Consider the following 26,010-nt stretch of genomic DNA (forward strand, 5'->3'; position numbering starts at 1 on the left):
AATCAGCGGGTGTTTAAGACCCGCCTTACAGTCGCTCTGTCTGTCGTCTCTCTACAGTGCCTCCCGACCGTTCAAGGAGGCACGGCTTTTCCCTTCATGGAATCAGCCAGAAAGAGGACGACTGCGTGCTACCGATATCCAACCACTCCCGCCTGACAGACATTCCTTTTATTCCCGCTTCACCTGTGCCGGTGCCGACGGCACCCGTACATTTTCGTTCGCGGCGCTCGACCGCCGCCGAACCGCCGGCGATTCCCGGGCCTGCCTGGACCCTGCCGGTATCGTCAGGCGAACACACCGATACCCGCGCCGGTGATGCCGACCTGGCGGCGCGGCTGGCGACGGCCCTGAGCAGCGGCCAGACCAGCCTGACCATTCCCGAAAGCAGCAGCGTGGCGGGCCTGTTGACGATCTATCGCCGGTTGCTCGACCAGCCGCAGACTCAGCAATGGTTCTTGAACAAAGGGCTGCCAACCGAGACGCTGACGTTGCGCAGGCATGGCGTTGAGGGCTTTACCACCCATGAGGGCGCACGCACGCGGGCAACGTTCAGCACCACCGACGACAGCGGTTGGTGGCAGGCCTCCCGCCATCTGCGGGCGATGCGTGATCTTCTCGACCCGGCAGACCAGGGCCTGCCCCATCTCGCGTCCGGTGAACTGCGCGTACCGCTGCACGTGGTTTTACAGGCCTACGGGCTCAATCCCGCCGAGAATGCGCAGGCGCTCACGGCACGCGTGCTCAAGGACGGCCTGACGTTATCGCCGCACGTGCCCGCAGCGGTCCTGGCGGTCAAACAGCTGGTCAGTGACCTGGATGAACGCGCCTACCTGGCAACCCTGCTGGAGCAACAGGTGCAGGGCTTGTCGGAGAACAGCCGCTGCGACTGGTCAACGCTGGCGATCCAGGTATCGCCGGCGTCAGCCCAAGGCATAGGGGAGCATCCGAGACACAACGTCGCCCAATTGTTGCAACTCAAGGGGCTCGGCACTCCAGGCACAGTCGCGCAGACGCGCCATGCCATTCAATGGTTGCGCACGGCATTGCCGCCGGCGCCGGCCCTGGGAGACTACGCGGCCCTGATCCCCGGCGCGCCCGGCGAGCCCGCAGACCAACCTCTCACGACGCTGGCCACGCACACGCCCGAGACGCTGCGTCACAACACCGAGCTCCATCTGGACAACCTCGCTAAAAGTCCTGACGCCATGGCGTTCGGCGCGCAACTGGCGGCCGCGCTGCAGGGGCCTGCTGGCACAGTCGCCGGTTACGCGCTCTACCAGCCCGCCAACGCCGGGCGCACCCTGAATGAAGTGCGCAGCGATCTGGAAGCGTACCTGCGCGACATCAAACATCTTGATCCCAAGGTTGCGGTGCTGGTGGCTCACGTGGGGCTGGCGCGTAGCGCCCCCGAATTCCTGGTGCGTGAGGTGCCTGACGCGATCAGAATCGGCACACCTGCCTGGATGGAATTGCGCTTGGGTTGCGCCATGGCCGAAGCGGTGGCGCCGGGCACATCCAGGGCGATGGATGAACAGCAGGTCAGCGCGCTGACAACGCTCACACCGCTGTCCGATGAGCAACGCACGCTGATGCAGGGGCGGGGCCTCAGCGTGCTGCTGGACTGGGCGGTACTCAATGGAGTGATCCCCGAAAGGCCCCAGGGCGAACACTCGGAGCAGGAGATTAAAAAGGCGTCGGAGCTGTTCGGTCGGCAACGTCGGCACGCGGCACGCTCGTTCAGGATCGCCAGTACACCGTTGCCGACGCGTCGGGCGCTCGCCGTGCGGGAACTGCTGAAGGTCTTCCCCGACACCAGCACCAGTCAGTTGGAGGCGATGACGGTCTTTATTGCCGATGCCGGCGAGCGCAGAAACATGCGTCTGTCCGAACCGCGCACACGCTCGCTGATCGAGGCCTATATGACCGGTGACCTGGTGCCTGGCAAGTGGATCCTGACGCGCGATATCCCCACGCAAGAGATGCGCAAGCCTTCCACTACACCCTTTCAATTCCATAACGAGGCTACGCTTCCCGTTGCGGCGCGCGAGAGGCTTGACAGCCTGATCCGGCGCTTGCCGGTAATGGATGACATGCTGAAAAAAGACATCGACACCTATCACAACTTTCAGCAGCGTGGCTTTGTCACCAAGCTCAAACTGATGTTCGCCGGGCTGCCGCTGGCCGACCGCCAGCGGCTGGAGCTGGGCGAAGTGGACCTGTTCACGTTGCGCAAAAAAACCGGAAAGCCGCAGGTAAATGAAGAGCGCGAAGACCGGGCGGCCGTCACTGGACATCAGGGCGCACTGATGCGTGTGCTGCATGACGCAGCGGTGACGTACTACGAGGTGTTGTACAGCGGCAGCATCGTCAAGCATGACGACCCGCAAGTAACCTTGGCCCTGGACCGCGTGATTCTGGATAAAAGCCATATCGCGCAATATAAATTGCAGGCCCAGAACTACATCCGTCGCGGGCATGAGGTGCCGCTGGATTTCAACGCGTATGCCAGTGGCGCCGCGCCGGACCCGCAGACCACCTCCGCCGACATCATTATTGATCGACTCGGAAGGCGGCTGCCCGCAGCTGTGCTGCCGGACGATGTGACGCCGCCCACCTTCGTCCCCGACAGTTACCAGTCCGAGCGGGTTGAGTTCATTGCCTGTGAGATCGCTGAGCACAACTTCTATGAAACCGCCGACGATATGCTCACGCGCGCCAAAGGCCAACTAAGCCTGGAAAAAAATCGCCAGGCCCACGCGCGGGACGTCAACCTGCTGGTATCCCTGGTACCGTTCGTGGGCGCGTACCAAGAGTTCAGCGACGGTAATTTTGCCAAAGGCATGCAGAGCCTGGCATTGGACGTGGCAGGCGTGGCGATTGGCGCCGGTGGCCAGGCACGCGCGCTGATACGCTCGGCGCGGGTGCTGGCGAAAAATACGGCGCGCCCCACCCTGGGCAGGCTGGGCGCGCGCGTTGCACCGATGACGCCGAAGGTGGCCTGGTCCTGGACCGAGCCGAAGGTGCGATTCAGCGATGCCGCGTTTGATTTTTCCAAGCAATCGACGGCGTTTTTCAACGCGGTGTTCAATCCGCTGGATGGCTATCCGCGCCTGCTCACCGCCGCATCCAGAGGGCTGGCGAAACTGCCGACCGCGCTGGCTACAACCAGTACCGCCTTGGGGAAGGCGATGCCCCACCTGATAGCAGTGGAGCAGAAAATGTGCTGCTATCTGTTGGTGGCCACTGGCGCTGTTCCTAGCCAGGTTCCTGGATCGAACGCTGCCGAGTGAGGCTGTCAGTTCAAGCCCAGCTTGCCCCGCAGCATGGACAGGTCTTCGGCCAGGGTGTTGACCGGCCCCACCAGCGCTTTTCGGTCGTTTTCCTTGACCTTGTCGTAGGTCTGGAAACCGCCATCGGGGGTCTTGTACTTGGCCAGGATCTTATCGACGCTGGCAAAGTTTTTGTCGACCTTGGCCAGGAACGCCTTGTCCTGTTTTTCGATCTGGCTGCGGAACAGGTCGACGATTTTCTTCGCACCGTCAATGTTGCCCTGGAAGTCATACAGGTCGGTGTGGCTGTAGCGATCTTCTTCGCCGGAAATCTTGGTGGCGGCGACTTCTTCGAGCAGTGCCGCCGCGCCGCCTACGACTTTTTCCGGCGGGAAGGTCAGGCCATCGACGCGGGTCTTGAGGTCGTTGACGTCGGTGTTGAGCTTGGCGGTCAGTGCCTCCAGGCCTTGGGTCGAGTTCTGCGAAAAAAGTGCGTATTCGATGCGGTGGAAACCGGTGAAATCTTCGGCGGTCACGCCTTTTTCGTGGTCGTCGACGCGCGAGTCGATGGAGGCGTCGAGGTCGCTGAACAGCTCGGCGATCGGCTCGATGGACTCGTAGTGCACGCGGGTCGGCGCGTAGAGTTTCCTGGCGGTGGCCAGGTCGCCCTTGTTGATTGCCGCCGTGAAGGCTTGGGTCTGGGTCACCAGCTCACCGATTTCTTCGGTGACGTAGATCTTGTAGTCCGACACCGGGCCTACCAGGTCCAGCGGCGCGGTAGCGGCAAAGGCTGCCAGCGGTGAAAGGGTCATTAACAACGACAACGCGATAGTCGACTTTTTCATGGGACGTTTCCGCTCGGGTTTATTTTAGGTGTTGGCAGTGGTTTGAGGGTGCGTGGCAGCGAGCAGCGTGCGCCCGATGAAATCCTGGGGGCCCGTGACTCCCGGCAAGGTAAAGAAGTACCCGCCGCCGACCGGCTTGAGGTATTCCTCCAGGGGCTCGCCGTTGAGCCGGGTCTGCACGGTGATGAAGCCTTTCTCCAGGTCAGCCTGGTAGCAGATGAACAACAGCCCCATGTCCAACTGACCGTTTTTGTTGACGCCGTTGGAGTAGTTGAACGGCCGACGCAGGATCAGGTTGGCCTGGGTCTGCGGGGTGCGTGGGTTGGCCAGGCGGATGTGGGCATCGAGCTTGGTCAACTTGCCTTCGGGGTCCTTGCTGTAGTCGGGCACCTGGCTTTCTTTTTCGCCGTCCATAGGCGCGCCGGTGGTTTTGACGCGGCCGATGATGCTTTCCTGTTCCTGCAGGGGCGTGCGGTCCCAGCGCTCGACGAAGTTGCGGATGATACGCACCGCCTGATAACTGCCATGAGCCGCCCAGCTGGGTTCGTCGCCGCCTGGTTGTACCCACACCACCTGGTTCATTGCTTTGTCGTCGTTGGAGTTCGGGTTGGCCGAGCCGTCGCGGAACCCCAGGAAGTTACGTGCGCTCTGTGCCGGTTCGCCGGGGCGGGCAGGGGCCTGGGGCGGCACGCTGCCTTCCTGTTTCCAGCGCACCAGCAGCAGGTCAGGCAGGTTTTTCACGATGTCGCGCAGCGCGTGGATGTTGGTGTCCGGGGTGTTCGAGCTGAACTGCAGGCTCAGATCGCCGTGGCACTGCGCCGGCTCCAGCGCATCGTTGGGGAACCCGACCATACGCATCAGGCGCTTGGGCTTGGCGGCGGCGAGGCCGAAGCGTTCGTCGAACAGCGACTCGCCCACTGACACCGTGATGGTCAGGTTATCCGGGGTGACCACCGGGCCCAGAATCCCGGAATCGGTGGGCGGCAACTTCGGATCGACCTGGGGCACCGGCCCGCCGGTCATCAGGAAATGGATGCGTTCGTTCAGGGTGCGGAACAGGCGCTCCAGGTCCTGGCGGTCGCTGGCCAATACGTCGAAGGCCACCAGCATGCCGCAGGCCGGACGAGGGGTGACGATGCCGGTCTGGTGCTGGCCATAGAAGTCGTGGTGGTCCTGGGTCTTGTCGCTGCGCGGCGCGGTGGTGACTTGTTCCGCGGCGGCTGCCATGGCCGGGCAGGCCAGGCTGCTGCCGGCAATCGCTGCGCCGGTGGCGGCCATGCCCAGCAGGACGCGGCGGCGCTGGAGGTCAAACTGTTCTGAATCACTCATGTGTGCGGTCGTCTTCACTGCAGGCCGGAAAGGCCAAGGGCGGGATCGATTCCATCGAGTACGGCGGCCAGAGCCTTGGCCTTGTCAGCGAGCTGTTTGCGCTGACCGTCGGTGACGCTGTCGTAGCGACGGTACTGGCCGTCGACTTTCAACGCGTCGAGTTCGCTGCCAAATGCGGCGAGGGCGCTGTCGACCTTGGGCAGCAGTTCGGCGGCGGACTTTTCCAGCAGCGGGCGTATCAGTTCGACCACTTTGTGGGCGGCGGCCAGGTTGGCGGCAAACCCGTTCAGGTCGAGGTGGCTGTAGCGCTCCTCCTCACCGCTGAGGGCGCGTACGTCGGCCAGGCTGTTGAGGTTGCGCACCACGATGCTGACCAGTTGCTCGGGCGGCAGCGATTGAGCCAGCAGTTGCTGTGTGAGGGTGGTGACGTCGGTGACCAGGCGTTGAGCTACCGGAGCCAGGCCCTCGATGCTGTGCTGCTGGAACAGGCTGTACTCGATGCGGTGGAAACCGCTGAAAGCCGGGTCCTGCTCGCGTTTTTCGAAGTAATCGGCCCGCGCGTTGATCGCGTTGTCCAACTCCGCCAGACGCTGCGCCGCCGGTGCCAAACGCTGGTAGGCCTCGCGCGCGGGGGCATACAACGCCTGGGCCTGTGCCAGGTCGCCGGCATCGATGGCCTGTTGCAGTGCGGTCACAGCCTTGATCAGGGCGCTGCCCTGGCTGCTCAGGTACACCCGGAACTCCGACAATGGGCCGATGAACGCCACCATCGACGGCTTGGCTTTGGCCTGGGCCTCGGATTCAGCGGTCGGCGTCACATGCAGGGTGCCGCGCGGGTTGCTCAGCAGTCCGCAGGTAATCGCATAGTCGCCGGGCTGCAGGTTGGCATTGATCACCTGGCTTAGACCGGGGGCAATGTTTTCGCGCTCTTCCACCACCAGCACGCCGTCAAGGATTTCCCACTCCACCGCACGGTCGGAGCGGTTGATGATGCGAAAACTCGCCGGCCCGGCGGGCACGGTCAGCGCGTTGGGTTCGCAGGCGTGGGCATGAATGGTCACCGCGATTTCATTGCTGTGGGTCTGGCGCTTGGCGGCGGCCAGTTGGGAGGCGTAGTAAAACAGGCCGCCGGCGGCGATCATCACGACCACCGAGCCGGCCACCGCCCAGCGCAGGGCGCGGGGGGGCGAGGCGGGTTGAGGCGTTGGCTTGGACAAAGGGCAGTCCTTACTGGCTGGAAACGGAAGAGGGTGTAGTGACGGGCTGAGTGGAAGGTGAGGGCAGGAAGAACATCACCAGCGCGACCACCAGATAAATCACATAGGCTCCCAAGGTGCTGACCGTCGGCGCTTCCTGGTAGCCGAACATGCCGGCGAGTACCGAACCCAGCGGGCTGTCCATCGGCAAGGCAGTGCTGAAATCGAACAATACGGTTTGCAGGTGATTCCACACTCCGGCCTCGTGCAGGGCCTGCACCGAGTTGGCGAGGATGCCGGCGGCGACCACCAGGATAAACAGCCCGGTCCAACGGAAAAACGCCGCCAGGTTCAGGCGCATGCTGCCGGTGTAAATCAGGAAGCCGACGATAATTGCCAGCACCAGCCCGAGCAGCGCACCGATCGGTGCGCCCGGGCCTTCGCTCTGCTGGAACACCGCCAGCAGGAAGAACACCGTCTCCAGGCCTTCGCGGGCCACCGCGAAAAACACCATGAGGATCAACGCGGTGACCTGGTGCTTCGAACCGGTCAATGCCTGGTCGAGGGAGGCGTGCAGTGAATGCTTGATCGAGCGCGCGACCTTGCGCATCCAGAACACCATGGAACTGAGGATGCCCACGGCAACCAGGCCGACAATCCCTTCAAACAGCTCCTGTTGCTTCTGCGGAAACTCAGCGCTCATCAGCTCCAGGCCACCGCCCACCAGCAGTGCCAGGGCGGCCGCGAGGAACACCCCGATCCACACCGCCGGCATCCATTGGCCGCGACCTGTCTGCTGCAGGTAACTGGCGATGATGCCGACGATCAAGGCCGCTTCGATGCCTTCGCGCAGCATGATGAGAAAGGGAACGAGCATCGGGCACCACAACGTCACTAGATAGGAAGCTAAGTTGTAACATAATGATACTCATTGCTAAACAGCAAATATTGACGTTTGCTGAACACTCGCTGAACGGTGGTGACGAATCGCCATGGCCCTTATGATGCAGGCCACCTGAATAGCTGTCGGATCGCCTGAAGTTCATGTCGGAAAAAGACACCATCTCCCTGCACCTCGTGCGCGAGGCTTTGTTGCAGAGCTGCGCGCCCGGCGCGGCCAGCGCGCAGGTGCTGGCCAAGGCCGGTATCGATCCGGCGCTGCTCGCGCAGCCTGACGCCCGCGTGTCGGCCACGAGCTACGCACGGCTATGGCGGCTGCTGGCCAGGCGTACGGACGACGAGTTTTTCGGCATGGACCCGCGCAAGCTCAAATCGGGCAGCCTGGCGTTCCTGTGCCACGCCTGCATGGCGCAACCGACTCTGGCTGATGGCCTGCAGACCGGGTTGGGGTTTCTGTCGCTGATGCTGGACCACTTGCCCGCCCAACTGGTGCGCCAGCAAAGCCTGGCGGAAATCGTCCTGCTGGAACCGGAGACGGCGCCTCGCCGGGCGTTCACCTATTTCACCTATTGGATGATCGTGCACGGTGTGGCCTGTTGGCTCGCCGGGCGCCGCATTCCGATCCTGGCCATCGAACTGCGTTGCCCATCGCCGGATTTCTGCGACGACTACCGCGTGATGTTCTCCGACAACCTGCGCTTCAACCGGCCACGCACGCGCATGATCTTCTCCGCCGACTGCCTGGACCTGCCGATCAAACGCAGCCCTCAGGAGCTTCAGCGCTTCCTCGCCCACGCTCCCGCAAACATCCTGGTCAAATACCGCGACCCCGACAGCCTGGCCACCCGCATCAAACACGACCTGCGCCAACTGCCCCCCGACACCTGGCCGGAAACCGAAGGCCTGGCCGCGAGTCTGTGCATCTCCGCGTCCACCTTGCGTCGTCGCCTGGCCGAGGAGGGGCAGACGTACCAGGGGCTCAAAGACAGCGTGCGCAAGGAGTTAGCGATTGTCTGGCTGGCCGAACCGCAGATCAGCTTTGCTGAAATTGCCGTCCGGCTGGGCTTTGCGGATGTAAGTTCATTCTATAAGGCGTTCCGTAAATGGTCGGGGTCGAATCCGGGGCATTATCGGAGTTTGATACTTAACGATATTGGCTGAAGTTCAGCCGTACAAGGAGATAGGTAATGCGCACGTCATGGTTATGGTTGATTTGCTGCGCGCTTTTCCCGCTGAGCAGTTGGGCGCAGTTGGGGATCGGTGATTTCACGCTGGGCATGCCGCGCCAGCAGGTCATGGACATCCTGCATCGCCACTTCCCTTCGGTGGAGTTGGAACACAACCTCTCCTATCCCGTGCCTATGCCTTACTACCGCGCGCGCGAACCGTCCCGTCCGTATCTTTTAAAGGATGTACCGATCCATACCGTAGCGGCCTATTTCGACGAGGCAGACCGGCTCAAGCAACTGAGCATCAATTTCGATATCACCGACCCCGAACGAATCAAGCCGTTGATACCGCTTATGCACGAGGCACGGCTGGCGCCCGACACCCAAGGACGTCATGAACTCTTCAACAGTGATGGCGAGTTGACCTATTACGTGTCGCAACCCTATGGGTGGACAGTCGTGGAGATCGCCGACAGGGCCGCGTCGAAGGTTAACATTCCGATGCGTGCGCACGTAGACCAACAGATCAGGGCATTCAAGTAGCAAAGATGGGGGCGGGGGTAGAGAAAAGTTTAAAACTACATGTCCCCGCTTGCCTGCATCACTGTTAAATATTGTCTGGTAAGTTTCTGGAATATAAAGCTCAAGCTTCTTGCTTTGTTGACGGCTTCTTTGTGCGCGCTAACAGTAGCGTCGTGATAACACCCAATAAGCCAATAAGGCAGAAGACTGCAACAACAACCAAAGTCGACGAAAAGCCATATCTATCAACTAATCCTCCGAAGGCAGTGTAGGAGGCGCCGATAATAACCGAATTGACTAGATTTGCAGCGGACAGGCATGAGGCTCGGATGCGGGAATCGACATTATCGTGAATATATGTTTCATATGACGTCTCATAGATGGCGGGGAGCGACATTATCAGGAGGAAACTTGCTGCTGAGGCATTGATGCCGATGTCCATTGATAAGATTAAAAGGAGTGGGGTGATAATAAATGTCGTGGTGAATGCAACAATGCCGAGAGAAAATCTTGAGCAAATATAACCCGCAACCATAAACACTACAGCCGATATGGCTTCTACTGCAGCATATATTCCAGCAATCAAAGTGACATCTAAGCCTTGCAGCTTGAAAAAAGGTTGGCCGTAGATAAATAAAGGTACGGTTGAAAGCTCAAATAACGCGAATCCAATGAATAAGGGTATAAGGAAAGCCCCGTTTTTTGAGCGGAAAAAGCATACCAGTGAATTGAAAACGCCTTCTGCTTCTCTATTGTGCACGCTACTTTTTGCACTGGAATTGAGTGAGGTGGAAAGAGATTTTCTTTCGGTCATGAATGAAACCACGATGGCTCCAATAAATTTTGATATCGCAAAAAATATATAAACGCTGTTCCACGACATAGCCTCTTGCAAGGCGCCGCCAAGAAGCATGGATAAGCCTAATGAAACCGCACCGATAGCACGGGCGCGGGATATTATCCTCGGGTATTCCTCTGTTCTATTTTCGGCCAGTAGATTGTCATATAACAACGCTCTGTCCGCACCGGAGCCCATAGCAATACTGGCGCCGAAGAGGCAAAAGATAAACGCGAAAGGAATAAAGTCGGAGAACAATAAAAATCCAATACCGCTTATAAATAACCCCAAAAAACTTAGTATTAGAGAGTGTTTACGTCCGTAGCGATCTGCAAGTAGACCGGATGGTATTTCCAAGGCTACACAAGAAAAGAATAAAAAAGACTGAGGAATGCCTATTTCTCCTTGGGTTATACCGAGTTGCAAAAGATAGAGTACAAATAAGCTTCTCTGGACATCCAGATTCATAAATATTGACAGGGTGTAATATGGGTTGTTGTTTTTCAAGGCGTTCCATGCTCTTTTTTATTTTAATGCTGATGTTTCGTAATTTAAAAAAACAGGCGGCTTTGGCTGTCCGGATCGAATGATGAGCGTTGACGAGGTCTTCCTGCGGCAGGAGTTTACCGATGCGATCTCTTCCCAGCAGCAGTTTAGTAAGTAGTCAGCATCAAAATCTTGAGGAAAGCGAGTCACGATTTTTTATGAAATAGTGCATGGAATGTAGTAATGGCCAGGGACTAGGAATTAACTCACAACATCTTTCTCCTGAGTATTACAGAACCTTCCTTAATGTTTTTAGGACGCGGCTGGCATACGCGCAGTGAAAAATCGTGCATGGTTTTAACCGTGATCCTACTTGGGCGTCGGGTTAAGCAAGCCACACGCTGGATCTGTAAAGGATCGCTCACTTAACTGCGAAGGTTTGCTGCGGAGGATTGAAAGCGTGGCGTGATTGCCTTCATACGTTAAGTCTCCAATCAATACTCTGACGGTGAACTTATGAAAAATTTCATTGCGTTACCTTTTGCGGCGTTGATGCTGGTGTCGGTTCAGGCGTCTGCACTGTGCCTGAATATTTCCGAGAGTTTTAGCGGCATAGTAGGGCCGGATGTTGAGGCGACCGTACACGGGCCGTTCACTATAACGGGCAGTAATGGGTGCTCCGCTGCGAATATTGAAGCAATGATTTCAGCTGGCGGTGTGGGTAGACCCCCCCAGATTTCTATTGAGCGGGAAGTGGGTTCAACTTGGACGAAAGTTGCGGCGAACCCTCTTTCATCCCGTGTATCTTGGCTGGGCCCTTTCGGTACTTATAGGATCAGGGTGCACAATTCTGATGCCGTCACGAAGGTCTTTTCAGGAACTGTAAGGTACGGGCGTTAGGCAACAATTATTGCGGTGTGTCAGGGCCCTGGCACACCGCAATATTGCTGCTTGGCCTTAGTCAGGCGTGTTCTTCCACGGATAAATCATTTTTCGGCGAGTTTGCGAAATACGCGAGAGCATTAATCGCGCGATTCGCGTCGATCATACCTTGTATATACTCCGGGATTCCCTGAGAGCGCCCTACGTCTGGGTTGCTTTTCACAAAAGCGAGGTAATCCTCCAATTTTTCGTCAAACAGGGCAATTGCATTGAACTTTACATGTGTATTCGTTTGTCTGCCGTTGGCATCTGACGCACCATCTCCTGATATGAAGATAAAGAAAGCCTGCTCATCGATTATGTTGCTCTCGAACAATCGTCTGCCAACCTTCTTAAGCTCATCCGTACTGATGGACGTCATATCATACTTCTTCAAAAAGTCCTTTAAATCCGCTAACTCGTCTTGCCGCCACATTCTCAGTTCATCAACGGCTTTCGATTCATCAGTGATAGTGAACGCGTTCGTCACCTTGTCCGGGTTCTTGATTACGATCGCATTCGTCTGCATGGAACGTACATTAGGTATCGTCACTCTCATGTCCATATCCGTCTCCTTATTGGATAAAGGTTACGTCCCGTTATCGACTTCGCATAAACGATATTTAGGCTGTTGGAAAATTTGGGAAGTGTCTGACAGATGCGGTTACCAATAAAAAAGTGTTATTCATGACTATCAGCGCAAAAAAAGCCCCATGACCGAATGGACCATGGGGCTAAAAATTGGCTGGATGCGACCAACCAAAGGAGCTCTTTACATCACTTGGCGGTAGCGACCACCGTATCCGGCTGCCAGCCACCCCCCAGCGCTTTGTAGATCGCCACTATCCCGCGATACAGATCCACTTCGGCCTGGGCCTGGGCGTCCTCGGCCGCCAAACGCTCACGCTGGGCATCGAGCAGCACCAGGAAGTCCACCGTGCCTTCGCGGTAGCGGATGGCGGCGAGGTCGGCGGCGGCGCGGCTGGATTCGCTTTGGCGGATCAGCGAGACCAGGCGTTGCTGACGCTTGCCGTAGTCGCTGAAGGCGTTTTCGGACTCTTCCAATGCCAGCAATACTTGCTGTTCATAAGTGGCCAGGGCGCCGTCGGCTTCGGCGTCGGCGCCGCGCAGGCGCGCGCGCACGCTGCCCAGGTCGAACGCGGCCCAGGTGATGCTCGGGCCCAGGGCCCAGGCGTTGGCGGCGGACGAACCGATCTGCGAGCCACGCCCGGCGGTAAAGCCGAGGAAGCCACTGAGGCTCACTCTTGGGAACAGGTCGGCCTTGGCCACGCCGATGCGCGCGGTGGCGGCGGCCAGTTTGCGTTCGGCGCTGAGGATGTCCGGGCGCCGCTGCAGCAGTTGTCCTGGGTCGCCGATCGGCAAGGCTTTGGCAATCGCCGGCAGGTCTTTCGGGCTCAGATCCACGGTCAGCTTGTCCGGGCGCTGGCCGAGGAGGGTGGCGATGCGATTACGCTCGCGCACCTGTTCGGCCTGCAGTTGCGGCACGCTGGCTTCCACCGAAGCCAGGCGTGCGTCGGCTCGTTCCACGTCGAGCTGATCCCCCACACCGGCATCCCGCAGGCTGACGGTGATGGTGCGCGATTCCTGCTGGTTCTTCAGGTTGTCCAGGGCGATGCGCTCACGCAGTTGCGCGCCACGCAGTTGGCCGTAGGCGTCCACCAGCTCGGCAATCATGCTGACTTGCAGTTGGTACAGGTCCGCCTCGGCCGCCTGTTGGTCGGCCTCGCTGGCTTCCAGGTTGCGCTGGATACGCCCGAACAGGTCCAGTTCCCAGGCCATGTCCAGGCCCAGATCGTAACGTTCGCTGTTGACGCGCCGGGTGGTCTGGCCGGGAATCTGCCCCTTGCCCAAGTCACTGCTGGCGCGGCTGGTAATGGTCGGCATCGCGTCATTGCTGGCATCGTCGCGAATCGCCCGGGCTGCCCGCAGACGGGCGAAGGCGACACGCAGGTCACGGTTGCCTTGCAACGATTGAGTCACCAACTGGTTGAGGGTCGGGTCGTCGAACTGTTGCCACCAGATGCCTTCGAACCTGGCGTGGTCATATTGCTTGGCGTCCGCGGCGGCGGCGATGTTCGCCGCCTCCGGGGTCTGGGTTTTATAGTCCGGGCCTACGGCGCAGGCGGCGAGCGCCAGTACCAGCAGGCTCGGCAGGAATACTTTCACACTCATTGCTGTGTCTCCAGCTTCAAGGCCTTGGCTGCTTTGCGCGCTTCGCTGCGCTCCACATAGCGACGGATCAGGACGTAGAACACCGGGGTCAGCAACAGCCCGAAGAAGGTCACACCGATCATCCCCGAGAATACCGCCACGCCCATGGCATGACGCATCTCGGCACCGGCACCGCTGGACAGTACCAAAGGCACCACACCCATGATGAACGCGAACGAGGTCATCAGGATCGGCCGCAGACGCAGGCGGCAGGCTTCCAATACCGCGGCCAATGGGTCGAGGCCTTCCTGCTGTTTGTCCTTGGCGAACTCCACGATCAGAATCGCGTTCTTGCATGCCAGGCCCACCAGTACGATCAGGCCGATCTGGGTAAAGATGTTGTTGTCGCTGCCCGAGATGATCACCCCGGTGATAGCCGACAGCAGCGTCATCGGTACGATCAGGATCACCGCCAGCGGCAGGCTCCAGCTCTCGTATTGGGCGGCCAGTACCAGGAACGCCAGCAGCACGCAGAGCGGGAACACGAACAGCGCGGTATTGCCCGAGAGGATCTGCTGGTAGGTCAGGTCGGTCCACTCGTAGGTCATGCCGTTGGGCAGTTCATCCTTCAACAGTTTTTCAATCGCCGCCTGGGCCTGGCCCGAGCTGTAGCCCGGTGCGGCGTTGCCGTTGATTTCTGCGGTGATAAAGCCGTTGTAGTGCATCACGCGGTCCGGGCCCGAGGTGTCGCTGACCTTGATAAAGGTCGCCAGCGGGATCATCTCGCCTTTGTTGTTGCGCACTTTCAGCTGGCCGATCTGGTCGGCGTCCTGGCGGAACTGTTGTTCGGCCTGCACGTTGACCTGGTAGGTGCGCCCGAAGCGGTTGAAGTCGTTGGCGTACAACGAACCCAGGTAGACCTGCAGAGTGTCGAAGATGTCGCTGATCGCCACGCCGTGGGTCTTGGCCTTTTCGCGGTCGATGGCCGCATCGACCTGGGGCACATTGACCGTGTAGCTGGTGAACAGGCCGAATAACTCCGGCACGCCGCGGCTCTTGGCGATAACGTTCTGCACTTCTTTGTACAGCTCGTCATAGCCCAGGTTGCCACGGTCTTCGATCTGCAGGCGGAACCCGCCGATAGTGCCCAGCCCCTGTACCGGCGGCGGCGGGAAGATGGCCATGTAGGCTTCTTCAATGTTGCTGTACTGGCCATTCAAGGCCCCGGCAATCGCGCCGGCGGACATGCTCGGGTCTTTGCGCTCATCGAAGGGCTTCAAGGTCACGAACACGATGCCGCTGTTCGGGCTGTTGGTGAAGCCGTTGATAGACAGGCCCGGGAAGGCGATCGCGGCTTCCACGCCGGGCTGTTTCAGGGCGATCTCCGACATGCGCTTCATCACGCTTTCGGTACGGTCCAGGCTCGCGGCGTCCGGCAATTGCGCGAAGGCTACCAGGTATTGCTTGTCCTGGGCCGGGACGAAACCGGTCGGGGTATGGGCGAAGCCGAAGAAGGTCAGCACCATCAGGCCGGCGTACACGAACAGGGCAATGCCACTGCCGCGAATCACTCGGCGCACAGTGCCGACGTAGCCATGGCTGGCTCTTTCAAAAAAGCGGTTGAACGGGCGGAACAACCAACCGCCGAACAGCTTGTCGAGGAACTTCGAGAAGCGGTCCTTGGGTGCATCGTGAGCGCGCAGCAACACGGCGGCCAGGGCTGGAGACAGGGTCAGCGAGTTGAAGGCCGAGATCACCGTCGAGATCGCAATGGTCAAGGCGAACTGCTTGTAGAACTGCCCGGTCAAGCCGCTGATAAAGGCGGCCGGAATGAACACCGCACACAGCACCAGCGCCGTGGCGATGATCGGCCCGGTCACCTCGCTCATGGCTTTCTCAGTGGCCGGGAACGGCTCCAGGCCCAGCTCGATATTACGTTCTACGTTCTCCACCACCACGATGGCGTCGTCCACCACGATGCCGATGGCCAAGACCAACCCGAACAGCGACAGCGCATTGAGCGAGAAGCCGAACAGGTGCATCACCGCAAACGTACCGATCAACGATACCGGTACCGCTACCAACGGAATGATCGAGGCGCGCCACGTCTGCAGGAACAGAATCACCACCAGCACCACGAGAATCAGGGCTTCGAACAGCGTGTGCACCACCGCTTCGATGGAGCCGCGAACGAAGATCGTCGGGTCATACGCGATGCGGTAATCCATGCCCGCCGGGAAGCTCTTTTTCAGCTCGGCCATCTTGCTGCGCACATCGTTGGAGATGTCGATGGCGTTGGAGCCGGGACGCTGGAAGATCGGGATCGCCACCGCCGGCTGGTTATCGATCAGCGAGCGCAGCGCGTATTGGCTGGACCCCAGTTCGACCCGGGCGATGTCCTTGAGACGTGTGATCTCACCGTTGGCGCCGGCGCGAATCACGATGTTCTCGAACTCTTCTTCGCTGACCAGGCGCCCTTGGGTATTGACCGACAACTGGAAGCTGGTGTCAGACGGCGCGGGCTGGGCGCCCAGGGCACCGGCGGCTACCTGGCGGTTCTGCTCGCGGATCGCGGTGACCACATCGGTAGCGGTCAGGTTGCGTGAGGCGGTCTTGTTCGGATCGAGCCACACGCGCAGGGAGTAGTCGCCCATGCCGAACAACTGCACGTCGCCGACACCCCCCAGGCGCGCCAACTCGTCCTTGATATTGAGGATCGCGTAGTTGGACAGGTACAGCATGTCGTAGCGCTGATCCGGGGAGGTCAAGTGCACCACCATGGTCAGGTCAGGGGAGGCCTTGTCCACGGTGATACCGATGCGTGTCACTTCTTCCGGCAGCTTGGGCTGGGTCCGCGTCACTCGGTTCTGCACCTGCACCTGCGCGTTGTCCAGGTCGGTGCCCAGGGCGAAGGTGATGGTCAGGGTCAGCTTGCCGTCGGCGGTCGACTGCGAGGACATGTACAGCATGTTCTCGACTCCGGTGATCGCCTGCTCCAGCGGTGCGGCCACGGTTTCACCGATGACCTTGGGGTTGGCGCCGGGGAAGTTGGCGCGTACCACCACGGTAGGCGGCACCACTTCCGGGTATTCGCTGATCGGCAATTGGAACAGCGAGATCGCACCGGCGATCAGGATCAGCAGCGACAGCACCGCTGCGAAGATCGGCCGCGAAATGAAGAACTTGGAAAAATTCATCTTGAGTCGTATCCCTTAACCGCGTGGAGTCGCAACACTGGCGAGCTTGGGCGCGGTTTTTTCCGGCGCCACTTGCTCAAGGTTGCTGGCTTCCAGCGCTTGTCGTTGTTGGGCCAAGGCGGCGAGGGTTTCCTTGCTGGCCATCGGAATGGTTTCCGGGGTGACCGGTGCACCTGGGCGCACGCGTTGCAGGCCCTTGACGATAATGGTGTCGTCCTTACTCAGGCCGTTGCGCACGATGCGCAAACCTTCGATCTTCGGCCCCAGCTCAACCGCGCGATAAGCCGGCTTGTCGCCTTCCATCACCAGCACGAATTTTTTGCCCAGGTCGGTGCCGACCGCTTCGTCGTTGATCAGCACGGCGGAGTAGGTACCGCTGCCCACCAGCTTCAGGCGTGCATACAGGCCGGGGGTGTATTCGCCCTTGCTGTTGTCGAACACGGCGCGCCCACGGATGGTGCCGGTGGCGGGGTTGACCTGGTTGTCGATGAAATTCATCTGGCCCAGGTGCGGGTTGCCGGTTTCATTCGACAGGCCCAGGTACACCGGGGTCGTGGCACCGCGACGGCCCTGGCGTGCCAGTTCGGTGTACTTGAGGTACACGCGTTCGTCGGCGTCGAAGTAGGCGTAGACCTTGTCGGTGGAAACCACGCTGGTCAGCGCGGTGACGTCGGCGGTGACCAGGTTGCCGGCGGTGATTTCGGCACGGCTGACGCGGCCGCTGATCGGCGAGGTCACACGGGTAAAACTCAGGTTCAGTTTGGCCAGGTCCAACTGCGCCTGAATCCCGGCGACGGCGGCGCGGGCTTCCTGGGCGGCGGTGGTACGCGAGTCCGCCAGTTCGGCGGAGATCGCATTGCTCTGGCGCAGACGCTCGCCGCGCTGGGCTTCGTTTTCGCTGCGGGTGGCGGCGGCCTTGGTTTGTTGCAGTTGCGCTTCAAGGCGGCGTACTTCGGCCTGGAATGGGCGTGGGTCGATCTGGAACAGCAGGTCGCCTTTCTTGACCAAAGCGCCTTCGGTGAAAGCGACTTGGTCAATCTGGCCGGAAACCCGTGGACGAATCTGTACGGTTTCCGGCGCTTCGAGGCGACCGGTGAACTCGTCCCACTCGTTGACCGGTTGCTCCAGCACCTTGGCTACGCTGACTTTCGCCGCCGGCATGGCGGCCGCTTGTTCCGGGGTTTTACCGCACGCGCTCATCACCACCATGGCCAGAATCGCCAGGGGCAAGCGCAAAGGGTTGAGTGACTGTTCCATAGGGTGCATCCGCCAATGTATTTGAGATGGGCGGATCATGCGCGGGGACGCGGTATGTCACGAATCGAATGAAGCGAAGGTAACTATCATTCGGAATGATATAAGCGCGGATTCAGCCCTCTAGCATGGGGCTTTCGTTAGGGAGCTATCAATGGCCTTGATGGCAAGAGTGTTTTGCGTGGCGTGCAAGGAACAGTCCCTCACCTGGCGCGGTCGGCGGATAGCCGCGCCGCGATGCTTTCCATCAAGAGGCTGACCCGGCGCGGCAGGGCACGATTGGTGGGGTAGACGATGTTCAGGGCCGTGCGCCCGAGGTCGTAGTCCGGGAACACTTCCACCAGCCGTCCGGCGTCCAGGTCGGCACGCACGTCCCACACGGATTTAAGGCACAGGCCGTGGCCGTCCAGGCACCACTGGCGCACCAGCGCACCGTCATTCGCGACGCGCCGGCCGCGCACCAGGATGCGCTGGGTGTGCCCGTGCCGGGTAAAGGTCCACTCGTGCGCCAGGTTGATGCCAAAGCGCATCACCAGGCATTCGTGCCCAGCCAGATCTGCCGGCTCCAACGGCGTGCCATGGCGCTCCAGGTAAGCGGGTGCGGCGCACACAACGCGGCGGTTCTCGCCCAGGGGTTTGGCATGCAGGCTGCTGTCGGCCAGGGCGCCGTAGCGCACGGCAAAGTCGATGCCCTGGCCGACGGGGTCGACGTAGCCGTCACTGAGGTGCAGGTCGATGCTGACCTGCGGATGCGCCTGCATGAAGTCTGTGAGGACCGGTTCAAGGTGCTGGCGCCCCAGGTCCTGCGGCGCACTGAGGCGGATCAACCCGGAAACGGTCCGAGTGCCCAGGCGAATACTGCTGTGCAACGCCTCCGCCTGATCCAGCAGGCGCCGTGCGCCTTCGGCCAGCACGCGGCCTTCGTCGGTCAGGTGAATGGCGCGGGTAGTGCGGTTGAGCAGGCTGGCGCCGTAGAAACGCTCCAATTGCACCAGCCGCTCGGACACCGAGGCCGGTGACAACCCCAGTTCGCGCCCGGCCGCCGACAGCCCACCTTTCTCGATAATCAGCAAAAACAGCTCAAGATTTTTCAACGGCATTGTTCGGGGTTTCCGAAAAAGGTTTTTGAAAGCGGCTCAATTATCAAAATAATCCATACATCTTACGGTTGCATCCGTGCTTATCCAACGGAGTCAACGCGATGACATTGATCAACACGCAACGGCGTACCTTTCTCGCCCAGGCCGGCGCAGGCGCAGCGGTGCTGGCGGCGGGGTCGCTACTCAATCCGGCGGGCGCTGCCACGGTGCCGAAGGGCCAGGCCAATAGCGCTGCGGCGATGTCCAGCCAGCGCAACGGACGGTTCTGGCCCGGCGACACGCGGCTGGTGGTGTCGATTTCCATGCAGTTCGAAGCAGGCGGGCAGCCCCCCAAAGGCACTGACAGCCCGTTCCCCAAGGTGGATTTTCCCGACAGCGTGCCGGCCGACGTGGCCACCAATACCTGGTTCGCCTACGGCTATCGCGAGGGCATCCCGCGCATGCTCGACCTGTGGGACCGGCACGGCGTGAAAGTCACCAGCCACATGATCGGCGACGCGGTGCAGCGGCACCCCGAGTTGGCCCGCGAGATCGTCGCCCGTGGCCACGAGGCGGCGGGGCACGGCCCGCGCTGGAGTTCGCAGTTCGCCATGAACCGCGATGAGGAGCGCACCTTTCTGCGCCAGGCCGCGAGCATGGTGCAGGCGGTCACCGGGCAGCCGGTCGTCGGTTATAACTGCAACTGGCTAAGGCGCGGGCCGAACACCCTGTCGCTGCTGCAAGAGCTGGGCTACGTCTATCACATCGATGACGTGAGCCGCGATGAACCCTTTATCGAGCAGGTCAACGGCAAGGATTTCGTGGTGGTGCCCTACACCTTGCGCAACAACGACATCGTGTTGATCGAGGGCCGCAACTATTCACCGTCCCAGTTCCTGGAGCAGGTGAAGCTGGAGTTCGATCAACTCTACGAAGAGGCCGGCACCCGGCGCCGCATGATGTCGATCAGCGCCCATGACCGCATCAGCGGCACGCCGCAAATGGTCAAGGTGTGGGATGAATTCCTGCGCTACGCCAACAGCCATCCCGGCGTCGCTTTCATGCGCAAGGACGCGATTGCTCAATACACCCTCAACAGCCCGCTGAGTCTTCGGGAAACCGAGACGATCTGAGGCGCTGACCCCCTTCATTCAAGGACATTACCAATGAAACCTTTTGCCCGTTCGCACTGCGCCATTGCGGTTGCCGCCTTGCTACTGTCGGGAGCGGCTTCGGCTGCCACGACCGAGTTGATCAAACCCACTGTGGTGGTGATGGATAAGAGCCTTACGGCGAATCAACAAGCGCTGATGGAAACCGTCGCGCGCCGTTATGACACCTTCTGGCACACCGGCGAAGAGCGCTTGGCCCGAGACGCGCTGGCGGATGATTTTGTCGACAAGACACCTCCCGAAGGCCGCAAACAGGGCCCGCAAGGCCCGTTGCTGGCCTCGCGCGCCTTCCGTGCGGCGGTGCCGGATTTGAGTTGCGAGATCGAACAGTTGATCATCGCCGGCGACCGCGCGGTGGCGCACCTGCATTTTCGCGGGCACTTCACCGGCACCTTTGGTCAGCGCAAGGGCAGTGGCCAGGTCGTGGATTTTATTGCCACCGATATCTACCGGATCGACAACGGCAGGATCGCCGCCAACTGGCATATCGAAGATAACCTGACCCTGATGAAGCAGTTGGGCGTGCTCTAGCGCTGGGCGGGATCGACGCGGATATAAGTGCGGAACACGTGATCCCACAACGGCGAGGACACCCCGAAGTTTTTCTCGATGCCCTGGCGGTGGTGCAGGTCGTGATTGGCCACCAGCCCTGGCACTAAACCGTAGGCCCAATGCTGCGGGCGATGCATCACGTAATGCACCGAGATGTAGAAGAAGTAGCCGGTCACCGCACCGATAAACACCGAGACCAGGCCGGTGTACCAGGCCAACAGCAACAGCGCGGCGAAGGTCGAGCTGGTTTTCCAGCTCGACACACCGATATAGGCCAGCACATCCACGTGGTGGGTCCAGTGCTCACGGCGGTACAACGAGTGGAACAGGAAGCGGTGCGCCGAGTATTCCACCAGCGTCCAGGCCAGCAGGCCCACGAGAGCCAGCCCAGGCACGAACGGCGCCAGGCAGAGCGCGAGGATCACGAAAGCCGGGACGGTGAAAAAATCGAGGTAATACGCAAGCGAAGACATCAACCATTTATTCGAAACGGCCATGTGCGGAATATCCCTGTAGTACGCGATGGAGAGGCAAGCGATAGGCGCGCGGGGCCGCCACGCGCGCCATCATGCAGGCACCTCGGCGCGAAGTCACTCTGGTCGCGGTGGATATCGGCGCCGTTTGTGGCCTGTGACACATCCACCGGCGACGGCGACCAGCTGGCGTTGCGCCGGCCAACAGCACCTCGTAACGCTGGACGTCCGGAAACGCCACGCACAAAGGCCTGTGGCGAAGTGTAGATCACTGATCTGCCAAGCTTTTTTATCCTGCTTTTATGCTTTAAAGCGGGCGCCTGACCTTGCGTCGACGCGCTTGGGTCTATATATTCCGAACCCTGTTGCACCGCGCTACCGCCCGAATGGCGAAACTGGTAGACGCATGGGACTTAAAATCCCCCGCTCGTAAGGGCGTGCCGGTTCGATTCCGGCTTCGGGCACCATCTAGAATCAAGGGTTTGCGGGCGAAAGCTGATGCAAGCCCTTGTTTGTTTCCGGTCCGCAATAATATAACTGGTCCGCAATTCACTTCGTTGGTGAGACTTTCTTGCCTTTCCGGTTGCGGATGTACTGCTCAGTCATGACTACGGTGGTATGCCCAAGTTGATCCTTGGCCTGCATGATATCGCCACTGGACTCGGCCTTGTCCGTACCGGCTTTGGCGCGCAGATCCCGCATTTGAAACTCAGGCTTAGCCACCCCAGCAGCTTCCCTCGCTATATCAAATCTCCTACGCAACATTGCCACCGTCATCGGTGTGCCATCCTCTGCAACGATCAGCCGCGTCGAGCGGACTTTATGCCCTGACTTTCGGGACATTATTCGATCAATCAAAACCTTCAGTTCGCCGGTGACCTCGATTCGACGTTTTGCCTTTGTTTTCCCCTGAAGGACCCAGATCTGCCCATCCCTTACGTCTCTTTCGTCCATCAACCGTGTGTCCGTGACTCGTTGACCAGTCAAGTAGGCGAGGTCCATTGCATCACGCAACCCAGCGTCAGCTTTGTCGTGAACTCGCTTGAACAGTTCGTCCTCAACGTAGGTGTCCCGCCCAGTCTCCTTGTTGCCTTTGATTCCGGCGCAAGGGTTCGCAAGTGATGTATAGCCCTTGTCCCTGGCGTAGTTCCATATCGCGCTGAGCAGGGCTTTTTCTCGATTGGCTCTTACCGGCGCTGACTTTCGCCAGGTCAGATACTGGCGAACATGAAGGGGCTCGATCGTCTCAAGTGGTGCGGGCGGATCATCGAAGAACGCCATTAAGTTTTTCAGTTCGCGCTGGTTGTCGAGCTGAGTCGCTGCGCCCTTGGTGGGCACAACTTCAACCAGGTACTTTTCTGCCACGTACCGAAAGGTGATCACCCTGGTGACCAGTTCGGTTGAAGTGCGATCACGCTCCAGTTTTGCGTACGCCATGATGGCCAAGCCGTAGTCACTGCCCAGGGGTATTTCCTTGCGGTCCTTTCCGCCGGTGTCGTAATAGTAAAAAACCCGGCCGCTGGCTTTCTTGCGCTCTCTTAGCCGGGCGACGGAGCCCGGCTTACTTGGTCTTCTTCCCATTTCAGCTTGCCTTGCGTGGTTTCCATACGAGTTTCTCTGGCTCGGATATGCCGACGGCAGTAACTGCCATGGCTGTCACGCTCGGCCAACCGTTCATTTTGATGGTGTGCCGGATGCCGTTTCTTTTGAGGTTCAGGATCTGGCCAGCCTTTGTCCGAGCGCCGGTCAGCTCGCAAACCTCTTCATGCGATAGGAATTGAACTCCGCTCATGGATCGCTCCGTGCGCCCGCAGTGGGCCGCGCTGTCTTGATGATGTGAATGATGAAACCGAAGGTGGTCAGCAGCCAGCCGCAGGTGCCGACGAAGGCGTAGAGGATGTCGGTTGTCTCGCCGTCGACCAGAAGGCGCGGGGCGATCCAAAAGAACCAGCAACCGCTGCCTACCAGGTACAGCAAAGCGCCCAACAGGATCAGGGTGAGTTTTATTGCGAACATGGGGGTGTCCTTGCCGCGCTGGGCGGCATATAGGGGATTGGAGTGATAGCTTTCTGCCTAGATGTCAAATAGGCCGAAAGCCGTGTACAAGAAGGTTCAATTAAGTTCGTGATGAGGCATGGACGTGTCACACAACTTCGATGCTCCGATAGCGCACGCTTACCGGGGCCACGTGATGTTTCTCAAGTTCGACTGGCGCCGCCCGAACGATGAGAGCCCTGTTGCCGCAAATATCATTGAACCAGCAGCCATCAATGGCTTGGGTGAGGTTGCAGCGAAGTTGGAAGGCCCTTGGCCAGACTATCCAGCAGCGCTTGATGACGCGATGGCGGCGGCCGAACGATGGATCGATAGTCAGTTGCCGTGACTCTGCTCACCGGCAGGCATGTAGGGGGATTGGGGTTAGGGTTATTCTTGCGTTTCAACTAAAGGAGGCATCGCATGGAAGGAAGCTTTTTTAGCGTGAAAAGAGCAATGGTGATCTTTGCGTTTATTTTGTGTGCAGGGATGCTGAGGGACGCCGGCCTAATAGGTTTTTGGGTAATGTTTTTGTTGGCGCTTTCGCCGAGTGCGATATTTTTCCTTTGGGATAAATATCGCGTTAGCAAGACCAATCTTGCGCAGCCTTGATTGGCGTGACTCCCGCCATTCATGGCCTCGGCCCCTTGTGGATAAAGACGTAGGCGAACCAGAGGGTGGCGATCATGGCGCCACCCGTGCAGCCGCGACTTCATCAAGGAGCGATTGCGGCAGAGATGCGGCGAACTTGCCCTCAGTCCACGAAAGGGGCTCGGACTGGCGAATCATCTCGTTTAGCAGTTCGAATGCTGCGACGAGCTGCTGGTCACGAATCTCGCCATCCTCCGGTAGATCGTCGCAGAAGACGTCCGAAGGATCGATCTCGCGGGGCATTTTTGGCTCGCAGATGCAAAGCTGCAGGTCTGCCAGGTCGATATCGCTGTCGATGAGGAAGTCACGTAGGCTGTCTTCGTCAAAGAAATACTGGTCGCTGTCGAATATTACCAACGGCTCGCCGGACCACTCCTTGACGGGCATCGCTGCGAACTTCGCTTGGCGGCTTTCCTGGTGACACTGCTGGCAGTAGCTCCGAATCTCGTGGATCGGATGATCCGGATTCTCCTCGCATTGGCGATGGGTGGCGCAACACCAGCGCGCCATATGCTCATCTTTGCCCCAGAAGCGGCCATCAGCGCCTACCCAGCCTGTGACGGTTTGGATGCTGGCAGCTTGTGGGGATTCGTACATCACGACTTTTTCTTCAGGCATGACTTCGTCCTTGCCGCTATAGCGGCTGACTTTGAAGAGGGAGGGGTTACAGGTTCTGCGGGTGGAGTACGGATGTACTCCTATCGGGATTTGGCAGACTCAGTCTTCACGGCGAGGCCAGATACGGCCTTGCTGTAGATGTACTTGATCTGATCCCACGGGATGGTGTGTTTCTGCCCGTACTCACCTTCACCGTCGCAGATTGAGCAACCTTCGGTTGGTTCTTCAAGCTCGCAGCATTCAGGGCATTCTTTGGTGACCAGCAGCTTGAACTCGCCGAGCAGCAAGGCTTTGGCGCCATTCTCAGCGGTAAGTTGGCGGGGCATGATGCAGTAGCCATCGGGCACCACCGCTACCGGCGCGGGCTGCTCGGCGTAGAGCGGTGAGCGATCAGGTATCTTCCCGGCTCCAGGAAGCCACTGAACGGTGCTTCCGGTTACGATTGCCACCGGTTCGCCCTGGGGCTGGGTGGCTGGCTTTTCGAGGCACGCTGTGCAGGCGCCAGGTTCGCAACCAGGCTCATGCATCCGGCCAGTGTCATTGCAGGCGCTGCACGCAGGCGCATCCAGCAGGGCGCGCAGCTCATCCTTCAATGGATCGCCGTGCCATCGAGTACGGTTGAGAATGCGCTCAATTAGCTCAAGCGATACCAGCGCGCCGTCAATCGTTTGGTTGGTGGTCATGGCTTTTGCTCCGATCCAAGGGCGTACAGTAGGCGGCCGATCATCTCGACGCGGACACCGGCCTTCTCATTGGCAATAGGCGTTCTTGCGCGCAGCTGAGCGCGGTTAGCGTTCTTGTATTCCTTTGCGACAAGGGCGGCGATAAGAGTCCATTCGTTTTTGGTTAGCTCGCGCATAAATACCTCAGCAAATCAGTTGTGCCAGTGCCAGCAGGCACCAGCAGTAGGCGGGGAGTTGGGTTTCATTCCGGAGCGCCATTGCCTGCGCCGAGAAACCCGCATCCGGCGTCGTCGCACTGTTCAACCGTGGCCCTGTCGCAGTTGGTGCACCGCGCTGGCTGTGCTGGCTTGAATAAGTAGGCGATATCCCTTTCAAGGTCCGCCCAGCCTCCACCCGCGATCACTGCGCGGGCTCGTCGAAGCAGGTCGATTGCCTCGTCATTGCGCTCATCCGCTGCGGTCAGGCGCTGTTGCAGGGAACTGATCTTGTCCATCATCCGTTTGTCGCGGAGGGCCGCATCCGCCGCGAGAACCCAAGAGCCATTTGGGTCTTCTTGCAAGTTGCCCTGAAAGTCGCGGCTCCACCTGGTGATAAATTTATTTTCTGCGGACACAGTAATTTCCTTGCCGGGCCATGCCCGGGCGGTGGAG

At 59.6% G+C, this 26,010-nt stretch carries 25 protein-coding genes and 1 tRNA gene; 8 read left to right on the forward strand and 18 right to left on the reverse strand.

Features of this window, described 5'->3' with window-relative positions:
• Nucleotides 1-125: 125 nt before the first annotated feature.
• Complete coding sequence (locus tag PSH94_RS11850) at nucleotides 126-3,290, forward strand: hypothetical protein (RefSeq protein ID WP_305437575.1); 3,165 nt, start codon at nucleotides 126-128, stop codon at nucleotides 3,288-3,290.
• A gap of 5 nt (nucleotides 3,291-3,295) precedes the next feature.
• On the opposite strand, the gene efeO (PSH94_RS11855) is transcribed toward PSH94_RS11850, so the two are convergent.
• From efeO (PSH94_RS11855) to efeU, 4 genes are read right to left on the reverse strand one after another with little or no spacing between them, the layout of a single operon-like run.
• Nucleotides 3,296-4,114, reverse strand: coding sequence for an iron uptake system protein EfeO (efeO, locus tag PSH94_RS11855; protein WP_181079704.1), 819 nt, complete (start codon nucleotides 4,112-4,114; stop codon nucleotides 3,296-3,298).
• A 24-nt stretch (nucleotides 4,115-4,138) separates the two neighbouring features.
• Entirely contained in the window at nucleotides 4,139-5,443 is a 1,305-nt protein-coding gene (efeB, locus tag PSH94_RS11860; RefSeq protein WP_181079705.1) for an iron uptake transporter deferrochelatase/peroxidase subunit, read from the reverse strand.
• Nucleotides 5,444-5,457: 14 nt separating this feature from the next.
• Complete coding sequence (efeO, locus tag PSH94_RS11865; RefSeq protein ID WP_305437576.1) at nucleotides 5,458-6,660, reverse strand: iron uptake system protein EfeO; 1,203 nt, start codon at nucleotides 6,658-6,660, stop codon at nucleotides 5,458-5,460.
• 10 nt (nucleotides 6,661-6,670) lie between these two features.
• Complete coding sequence (gene efeU / locus PSH94_RS11870) at nucleotides 6,671-7,516, reverse strand: iron uptake transporter permease EfeU (protein ID WP_253507217.1); 846 nt, start codon at nucleotides 7,514-7,516, stop codon at nucleotides 6,671-6,673.
• Between the two features lie 167 nt (nucleotides 7,517-7,683).
• Between efeU and PSH94_RS11875 the strand changes: the two genes are divergently transcribed.
• Nucleotides 7,684-8,700, forward strand: a complete 1,017-nt coding sequence (locus PSH94_RS11875; RefSeq protein ID WP_181079708.1) for an AraC family transcriptional regulator — start codon at nucleotides 7,684-7,686, stop codon at nucleotides 8,698-8,700.
• Between the two features lie 26 nt (nucleotides 8,701-8,726).
• Nucleotides 8,727-9,251 carry a hypothetical protein gene (locus PSH94_RS11880; protein WP_034138185.1) on the forward strand — a complete coding sequence of 175 codons (525 nt, stop codon included), beginning with the start codon at nucleotides 8,727-8,729 and terminating at the stop codon, nucleotides 9,249-9,251.
• Between the two features lie 100 nt (nucleotides 9,252-9,351).
• On the opposite strand, the gene PSH94_RS11885 is transcribed toward PSH94_RS11880, so the two are convergent.
• The 6 genes from PSH94_RS11885 to PSH94_RS11910 form a co-directional block, all read right to left on the reverse strand.
• Nucleotides 9,352-10,575 (reverse strand): MFS transporter, encoded by a 1,224-nt coding sequence (locus PSH94_RS11885; protein ID WP_305437577.1) that lies wholly within the window; start codon nucleotides 10,573-10,575, stop codon nucleotides 9,352-9,354.
• Nucleotides 10,576-11,515: 940 nt separating this feature from the next.
• Complete coding sequence (locus PSH94_RS11890; RefSeq protein WP_181079709.1) at nucleotides 11,516-12,040, reverse strand: hypothetical protein; 525 nt, start codon at nucleotides 12,038-12,040, stop codon at nucleotides 11,516-11,518.
• Nucleotides 12,041-12,252: 212 nt separating this feature from the next.
• The gene (locus PSH94_RS11895) at nucleotides 12,253-13,668 is read right to left on the reverse strand and encodes an efflux transporter outer membrane subunit (protein WP_181079710.1); all 1,416 of its coding nucleotides are present in this window, start codon (nucleotides 13,666-13,668) and stop codon (nucleotides 12,253-12,255) included.
• Complete coding sequence (locus tag PSH94_RS11900) at nucleotides 13,665-16,844, reverse strand: efflux RND transporter permease subunit (RefSeq protein WP_253507232.1); 3,180 nt, start codon at nucleotides 16,842-16,844, stop codon at nucleotides 13,665-13,667. Before PSH94_RS11900 ends, PSH94_RS11895 begins: the two co-directional genes overlap by 4 nt.
• A 15-nt stretch (nucleotides 16,845-16,859) precedes the next feature.
• A complete protein-coding gene (mexE, locus tag PSH94_RS11905) occupies nucleotides 16,860-18,101 on the reverse strand; it encodes a multidrug efflux RND transporter periplasmic adaptor subunit MexE (RefSeq protein ID WP_266249132.1) in 1,242 nt (413 codons plus the stop codon).
• 200 nt (nucleotides 18,102-18,301) lie between these two features.
• The gene (locus PSH94_RS11910) at nucleotides 18,302-19,198 is read right to left on the reverse strand and encodes a LysR family transcriptional regulator (RefSeq protein ID WP_305437578.1); all 897 of its coding nucleotides are present in this window, start codon (nucleotides 19,196-19,198) and stop codon (nucleotides 18,302-18,304) included.
• Nucleotides 19,199-19,299: 101 nt separating this feature from the next.
• Between PSH94_RS11910 and PSH94_RS11915 the strand changes: the two genes are divergently transcribed.
• Nucleotides 19,300-20,310, forward strand: a complete 1,011-nt coding sequence (locus PSH94_RS11915; RefSeq protein ID WP_266249134.1) for a polysaccharide deacetylase family protein — start codon at nucleotides 19,300-19,302, stop codon at nucleotides 20,308-20,310.
• Between the two features lie 33 nt (nucleotides 20,311-20,343).
• Nucleotides 20,344-20,880, forward strand: a complete 537-nt coding sequence (locus PSH94_RS11920) for an ester cyclase (protein WP_266249135.1) — start codon at nucleotides 20,344-20,346, stop codon at nucleotides 20,878-20,880.
• Here the strand turns inward: PSH94_RS11920 and PSH94_RS11925 are convergent.
• Nucleotides 20,877-21,398 (reverse strand): sterol desaturase family protein, encoded by a 522-nt coding sequence (locus PSH94_RS11925; protein ID WP_181079716.1) that lies wholly within the window; start codon nucleotides 21,396-21,398, stop codon nucleotides 20,877-20,879. The two genes, PSH94_RS11920 and PSH94_RS11925, sit on opposite strands and share 4 nt — an antisense overlap.
• Before the next feature lie 356 nt (nucleotides 21,399-21,754).
• On the opposite strand from PSH94_RS11925, the gene PSH94_RS11930 reads away from it, so the two are divergent.
• Nucleotides 21,755-21,841 (forward strand) — tRNA-Leu (locus tag PSH94_RS11930).
• 82 nt (nucleotides 21,842-21,923) lie between these two features.
• On the opposite strand, the gene xerC is transcribed toward PSH94_RS11930, so the two are convergent.
• From xerC to PSH94_RS11945, 3 genes are read right to left on the reverse strand one after another with little or no spacing between them, the layout of a single operon-like run.
• Nucleotides 21,924-22,955: a tyrosine recombinase XerC gene (gene xerC, locus PSH94_RS11935; protein ID WP_181079717.1), complete on the reverse strand. Its 1,032-nt coding sequence runs from the start codon at nucleotides 22,953-22,955 to the stop codon at nucleotides 21,924-21,926.
• Nucleotide 22,956: 1 nt separating this feature from the next.
• On the reverse strand, nucleotides 22,957-23,166 hold the full coding sequence (locus PSH94_RS11940; protein ID WP_181079718.1) for a DUF4224 domain-containing protein: 210 nt from the start codon (nucleotides 23,164-23,166) through the stop codon (nucleotides 22,957-22,959).
• Nucleotides 23,163-23,390, reverse strand: coding sequence for a hypothetical protein (locus tag PSH94_RS11945; RefSeq protein ID WP_181079719.1), 228 nt, complete (start codon nucleotides 23,388-23,390; stop codon nucleotides 23,163-23,165). The genes PSH94_RS11940 and PSH94_RS11945 overlap by 4 nt, the downstream gene beginning before the upstream one ends.
• Nucleotides 23,391-23,565: 175 nt before the next feature.
• Here PSH94_RS11945 and PSH94_RS11950 point away from each other — a divergent pair, with 175 nt between their 5' ends.
• Together PSH94_RS11950 and PSH94_RS11955 are read left to right on the forward strand one after the other, a co-directional pair.
• Nucleotides 23,566-23,757, forward strand: a complete 192-nt coding sequence (locus tag PSH94_RS11950; protein WP_305437579.1) for a hypothetical protein — start codon at nucleotides 23,566-23,568, stop codon at nucleotides 23,755-23,757.
• A 74-nt stretch (nucleotides 23,758-23,831) separates the two neighbouring features.
• A complete protein-coding gene (locus tag PSH94_RS11955; RefSeq protein ID WP_305437580.1) occupies nucleotides 23,832-24,020 on the forward strand; it encodes a hypothetical protein in 189 nt (62 codons plus the stop codon).
• Nucleotides 24,021-24,092: 72 nt separating this feature from the next.
• Here PSH94_RS11955 and PSH94_RS11960 read toward each other — a convergent pair whose 3' ends face one another.
• The 4 genes from PSH94_RS11960 to PSH94_RS11975 all read right to left on the reverse strand — a co-directional run bounded on the left by PSH94_RS11960 (nucleotide 24,093) and on the right by PSH94_RS11975 (nucleotide 25,973).
• Entirely contained in the window at nucleotides 24,093-24,677 is a 585-nt protein-coding gene (locus tag PSH94_RS11960; protein ID WP_305437581.1) for a hypothetical protein, read from the reverse strand.
• Nucleotides 24,678-24,757: 80 nt separating this feature from the next.
• Nucleotides 24,758-25,360 (reverse strand): hypothetical protein, encoded by a 603-nt coding sequence (locus PSH94_RS11965; protein WP_305437582.1) that lies wholly within the window; start codon nucleotides 25,358-25,360, stop codon nucleotides 24,758-24,760.
• On the reverse strand, nucleotides 25,357-25,536 hold the full coding sequence (locus tag PSH94_RS11970) for a hypothetical protein (protein ID WP_305437583.1): 180 nt from the start codon (nucleotides 25,534-25,536) through the stop codon (nucleotides 25,357-25,359). The genes PSH94_RS11965 and PSH94_RS11970 overlap by 4 nt, the downstream gene beginning before the upstream one ends.
• A 65-nt stretch (nucleotides 25,537-25,601) precedes the next feature.
• Nucleotides 25,602-25,973: a hypothetical protein gene (locus PSH94_RS11975; RefSeq protein ID WP_305437584.1), complete on the reverse strand. Its 372-nt coding sequence runs from the start codon at nucleotides 25,971-25,973 to the stop codon at nucleotides 25,602-25,604.
• Nucleotides 25,974-26,010 lie beyond the last annotated feature (37 nt).

Origin of the sequence: Pseudomonas sp. FP2254 (assembly GCF_030687695.1) — a bacterium.
Lineage (GTDB): Bacteria > Pseudomonadota > Gammaproteobacteria > Pseudomonadales > Pseudomonadaceae > Aquipseudomonas > Aquipseudomonas quebecensis.

Bases quoted from the DNA above. Each gene is read 5' to 3' on its own strand.
- efeO (WP_181079704.1), bottom strand. From the start codon at position 4,114: ATGAAAAAGTCGACTATCGCGTTGTCGTTGTTAATGACCCTTTCACCG.
- efeB (WP_181079705.1), bottom strand. From the start codon at position 5,443: ATGAGTGATTCAGAACAGTTTGACCTCCAGCGCCGCCGCGTCCTGCTG.
- efeU (WP_253507217.1), bottom strand. From the start codon at position 7,516: ATGCTCGTTCCCTTTCTCATCATGCTGCGCGAAGGCATCGAAGCGGCC.
- PSH94_RS11875 (WP_181079708.1), top strand. From the start codon at position 7,684: ATGTCGGAAAAAGACACCATCTCCCTGCACCTCGTGCGCGAGGCTTTG.
- PSH94_RS11880 (WP_034138185.1), top strand. From the start codon at position 8,727: ATGCGCACGTCATGGTTATGGTTGATTTGCTGCGCGCTTTTCCCGCTG.
- PSH94_RS11890 (WP_181079709.1), bottom strand. From the start codon at position 12,040: ATGGACATGAGAGTGACGATACCTAATGTACGTTCCATGCAGACGAAT.
- PSH94_RS11895 (WP_181079710.1), bottom strand. From the start codon at position 13,668: ATGAGTGTGAAAGTATTCCTGCCGAGCCTGCTGGTACTGGCGCTCGCC.
- PSH94_RS11900 (WP_253507232.1), bottom strand. From the start codon at position 16,844: ATGAATTTTTCCAAGTTCTTCATTTCGCGGCCGATCTTCGCAGCGGTG.
- mexE (WP_266249132.1), bottom strand. From the start codon at position 18,101: ATGGAACAGTCACTCAACCCTTTGCGCTTGCCCCTGGCGATTCTGGCC.
- PSH94_RS11910 (WP_305437578.1), bottom strand. From the start codon at position 19,198: ATGCCGTTGAAAAATCTTGAGCTGTTTTTGCTGATTATCGAGAAAGGT.
- PSH94_RS11915 (WP_266249134.1), top strand. From the start codon at position 19,300: ATGACATTGATCAACACGCAACGGCGTACCTTTCTCGCCCAGGCCGGC.
- PSH94_RS11920 (WP_266249135.1), top strand. From the start codon at position 20,344: ATGAAACCTTTTGCCCGTTCGCACTGCGCCATTGCGGTTGCCGCCTTG.
- PSH94_RS11925 (WP_181079716.1), bottom strand. From the start codon at position 21,398: ATGGCCGTTTCGAATAAATGGTTGATGTCTTCGCTTGCGTATTACCTC.
- xerC (WP_181079717.1), bottom strand. From the start codon at position 22,955: ATGGGAAGAAGACCAAGTAAGCCGGGCTCCGTCGCCCGGCTAAGAGAG.
- PSH94_RS11940 (WP_181079718.1), bottom strand. From the start codon at position 23,166: ATGAGCGGAGTTCAATTCCTATCGCATGAAGAGGTTTGCGAGCTGACC.
- PSH94_RS11945 (WP_181079719.1), bottom strand. From the start codon at position 23,390: ATGTTCGCAATAAAACTCACCCTGATCCTGTTGGGCGCTTTGCTGTAC.
- PSH94_RS11950 (WP_305437579.1), top strand. From the start codon at position 23,566: ATGTTTCTCAAGTTCGACTGGCGCCGCCCGAACGATGAGAGCCCTGTT.
- PSH94_RS11955 (WP_305437580.1), top strand. From the start codon at position 23,832: ATGGAAGGAAGCTTTTTTAGCGTGAAAAGAGCAATGGTGATCTTTGCG.
- PSH94_RS11960 (WP_305437581.1), bottom strand. From the start codon at position 24,677: ATGCCTGAAGAAAAAGTCGTGATGTACGAATCCCCACAAGCTGCCAGC.
- PSH94_RS11965 (WP_305437582.1), bottom strand. From the start codon at position 25,360: ATGACCACCAACCAAACGATTGACGGCGCGCTGGTATCGCTTGAGCTA.
- PSH94_RS11970 (WP_305437583.1), bottom strand. From the start codon at position 25,536: ATGCGCGAGCTAACCAAAAACGAATGGACTCTTATCGCCGCCCTTGTC.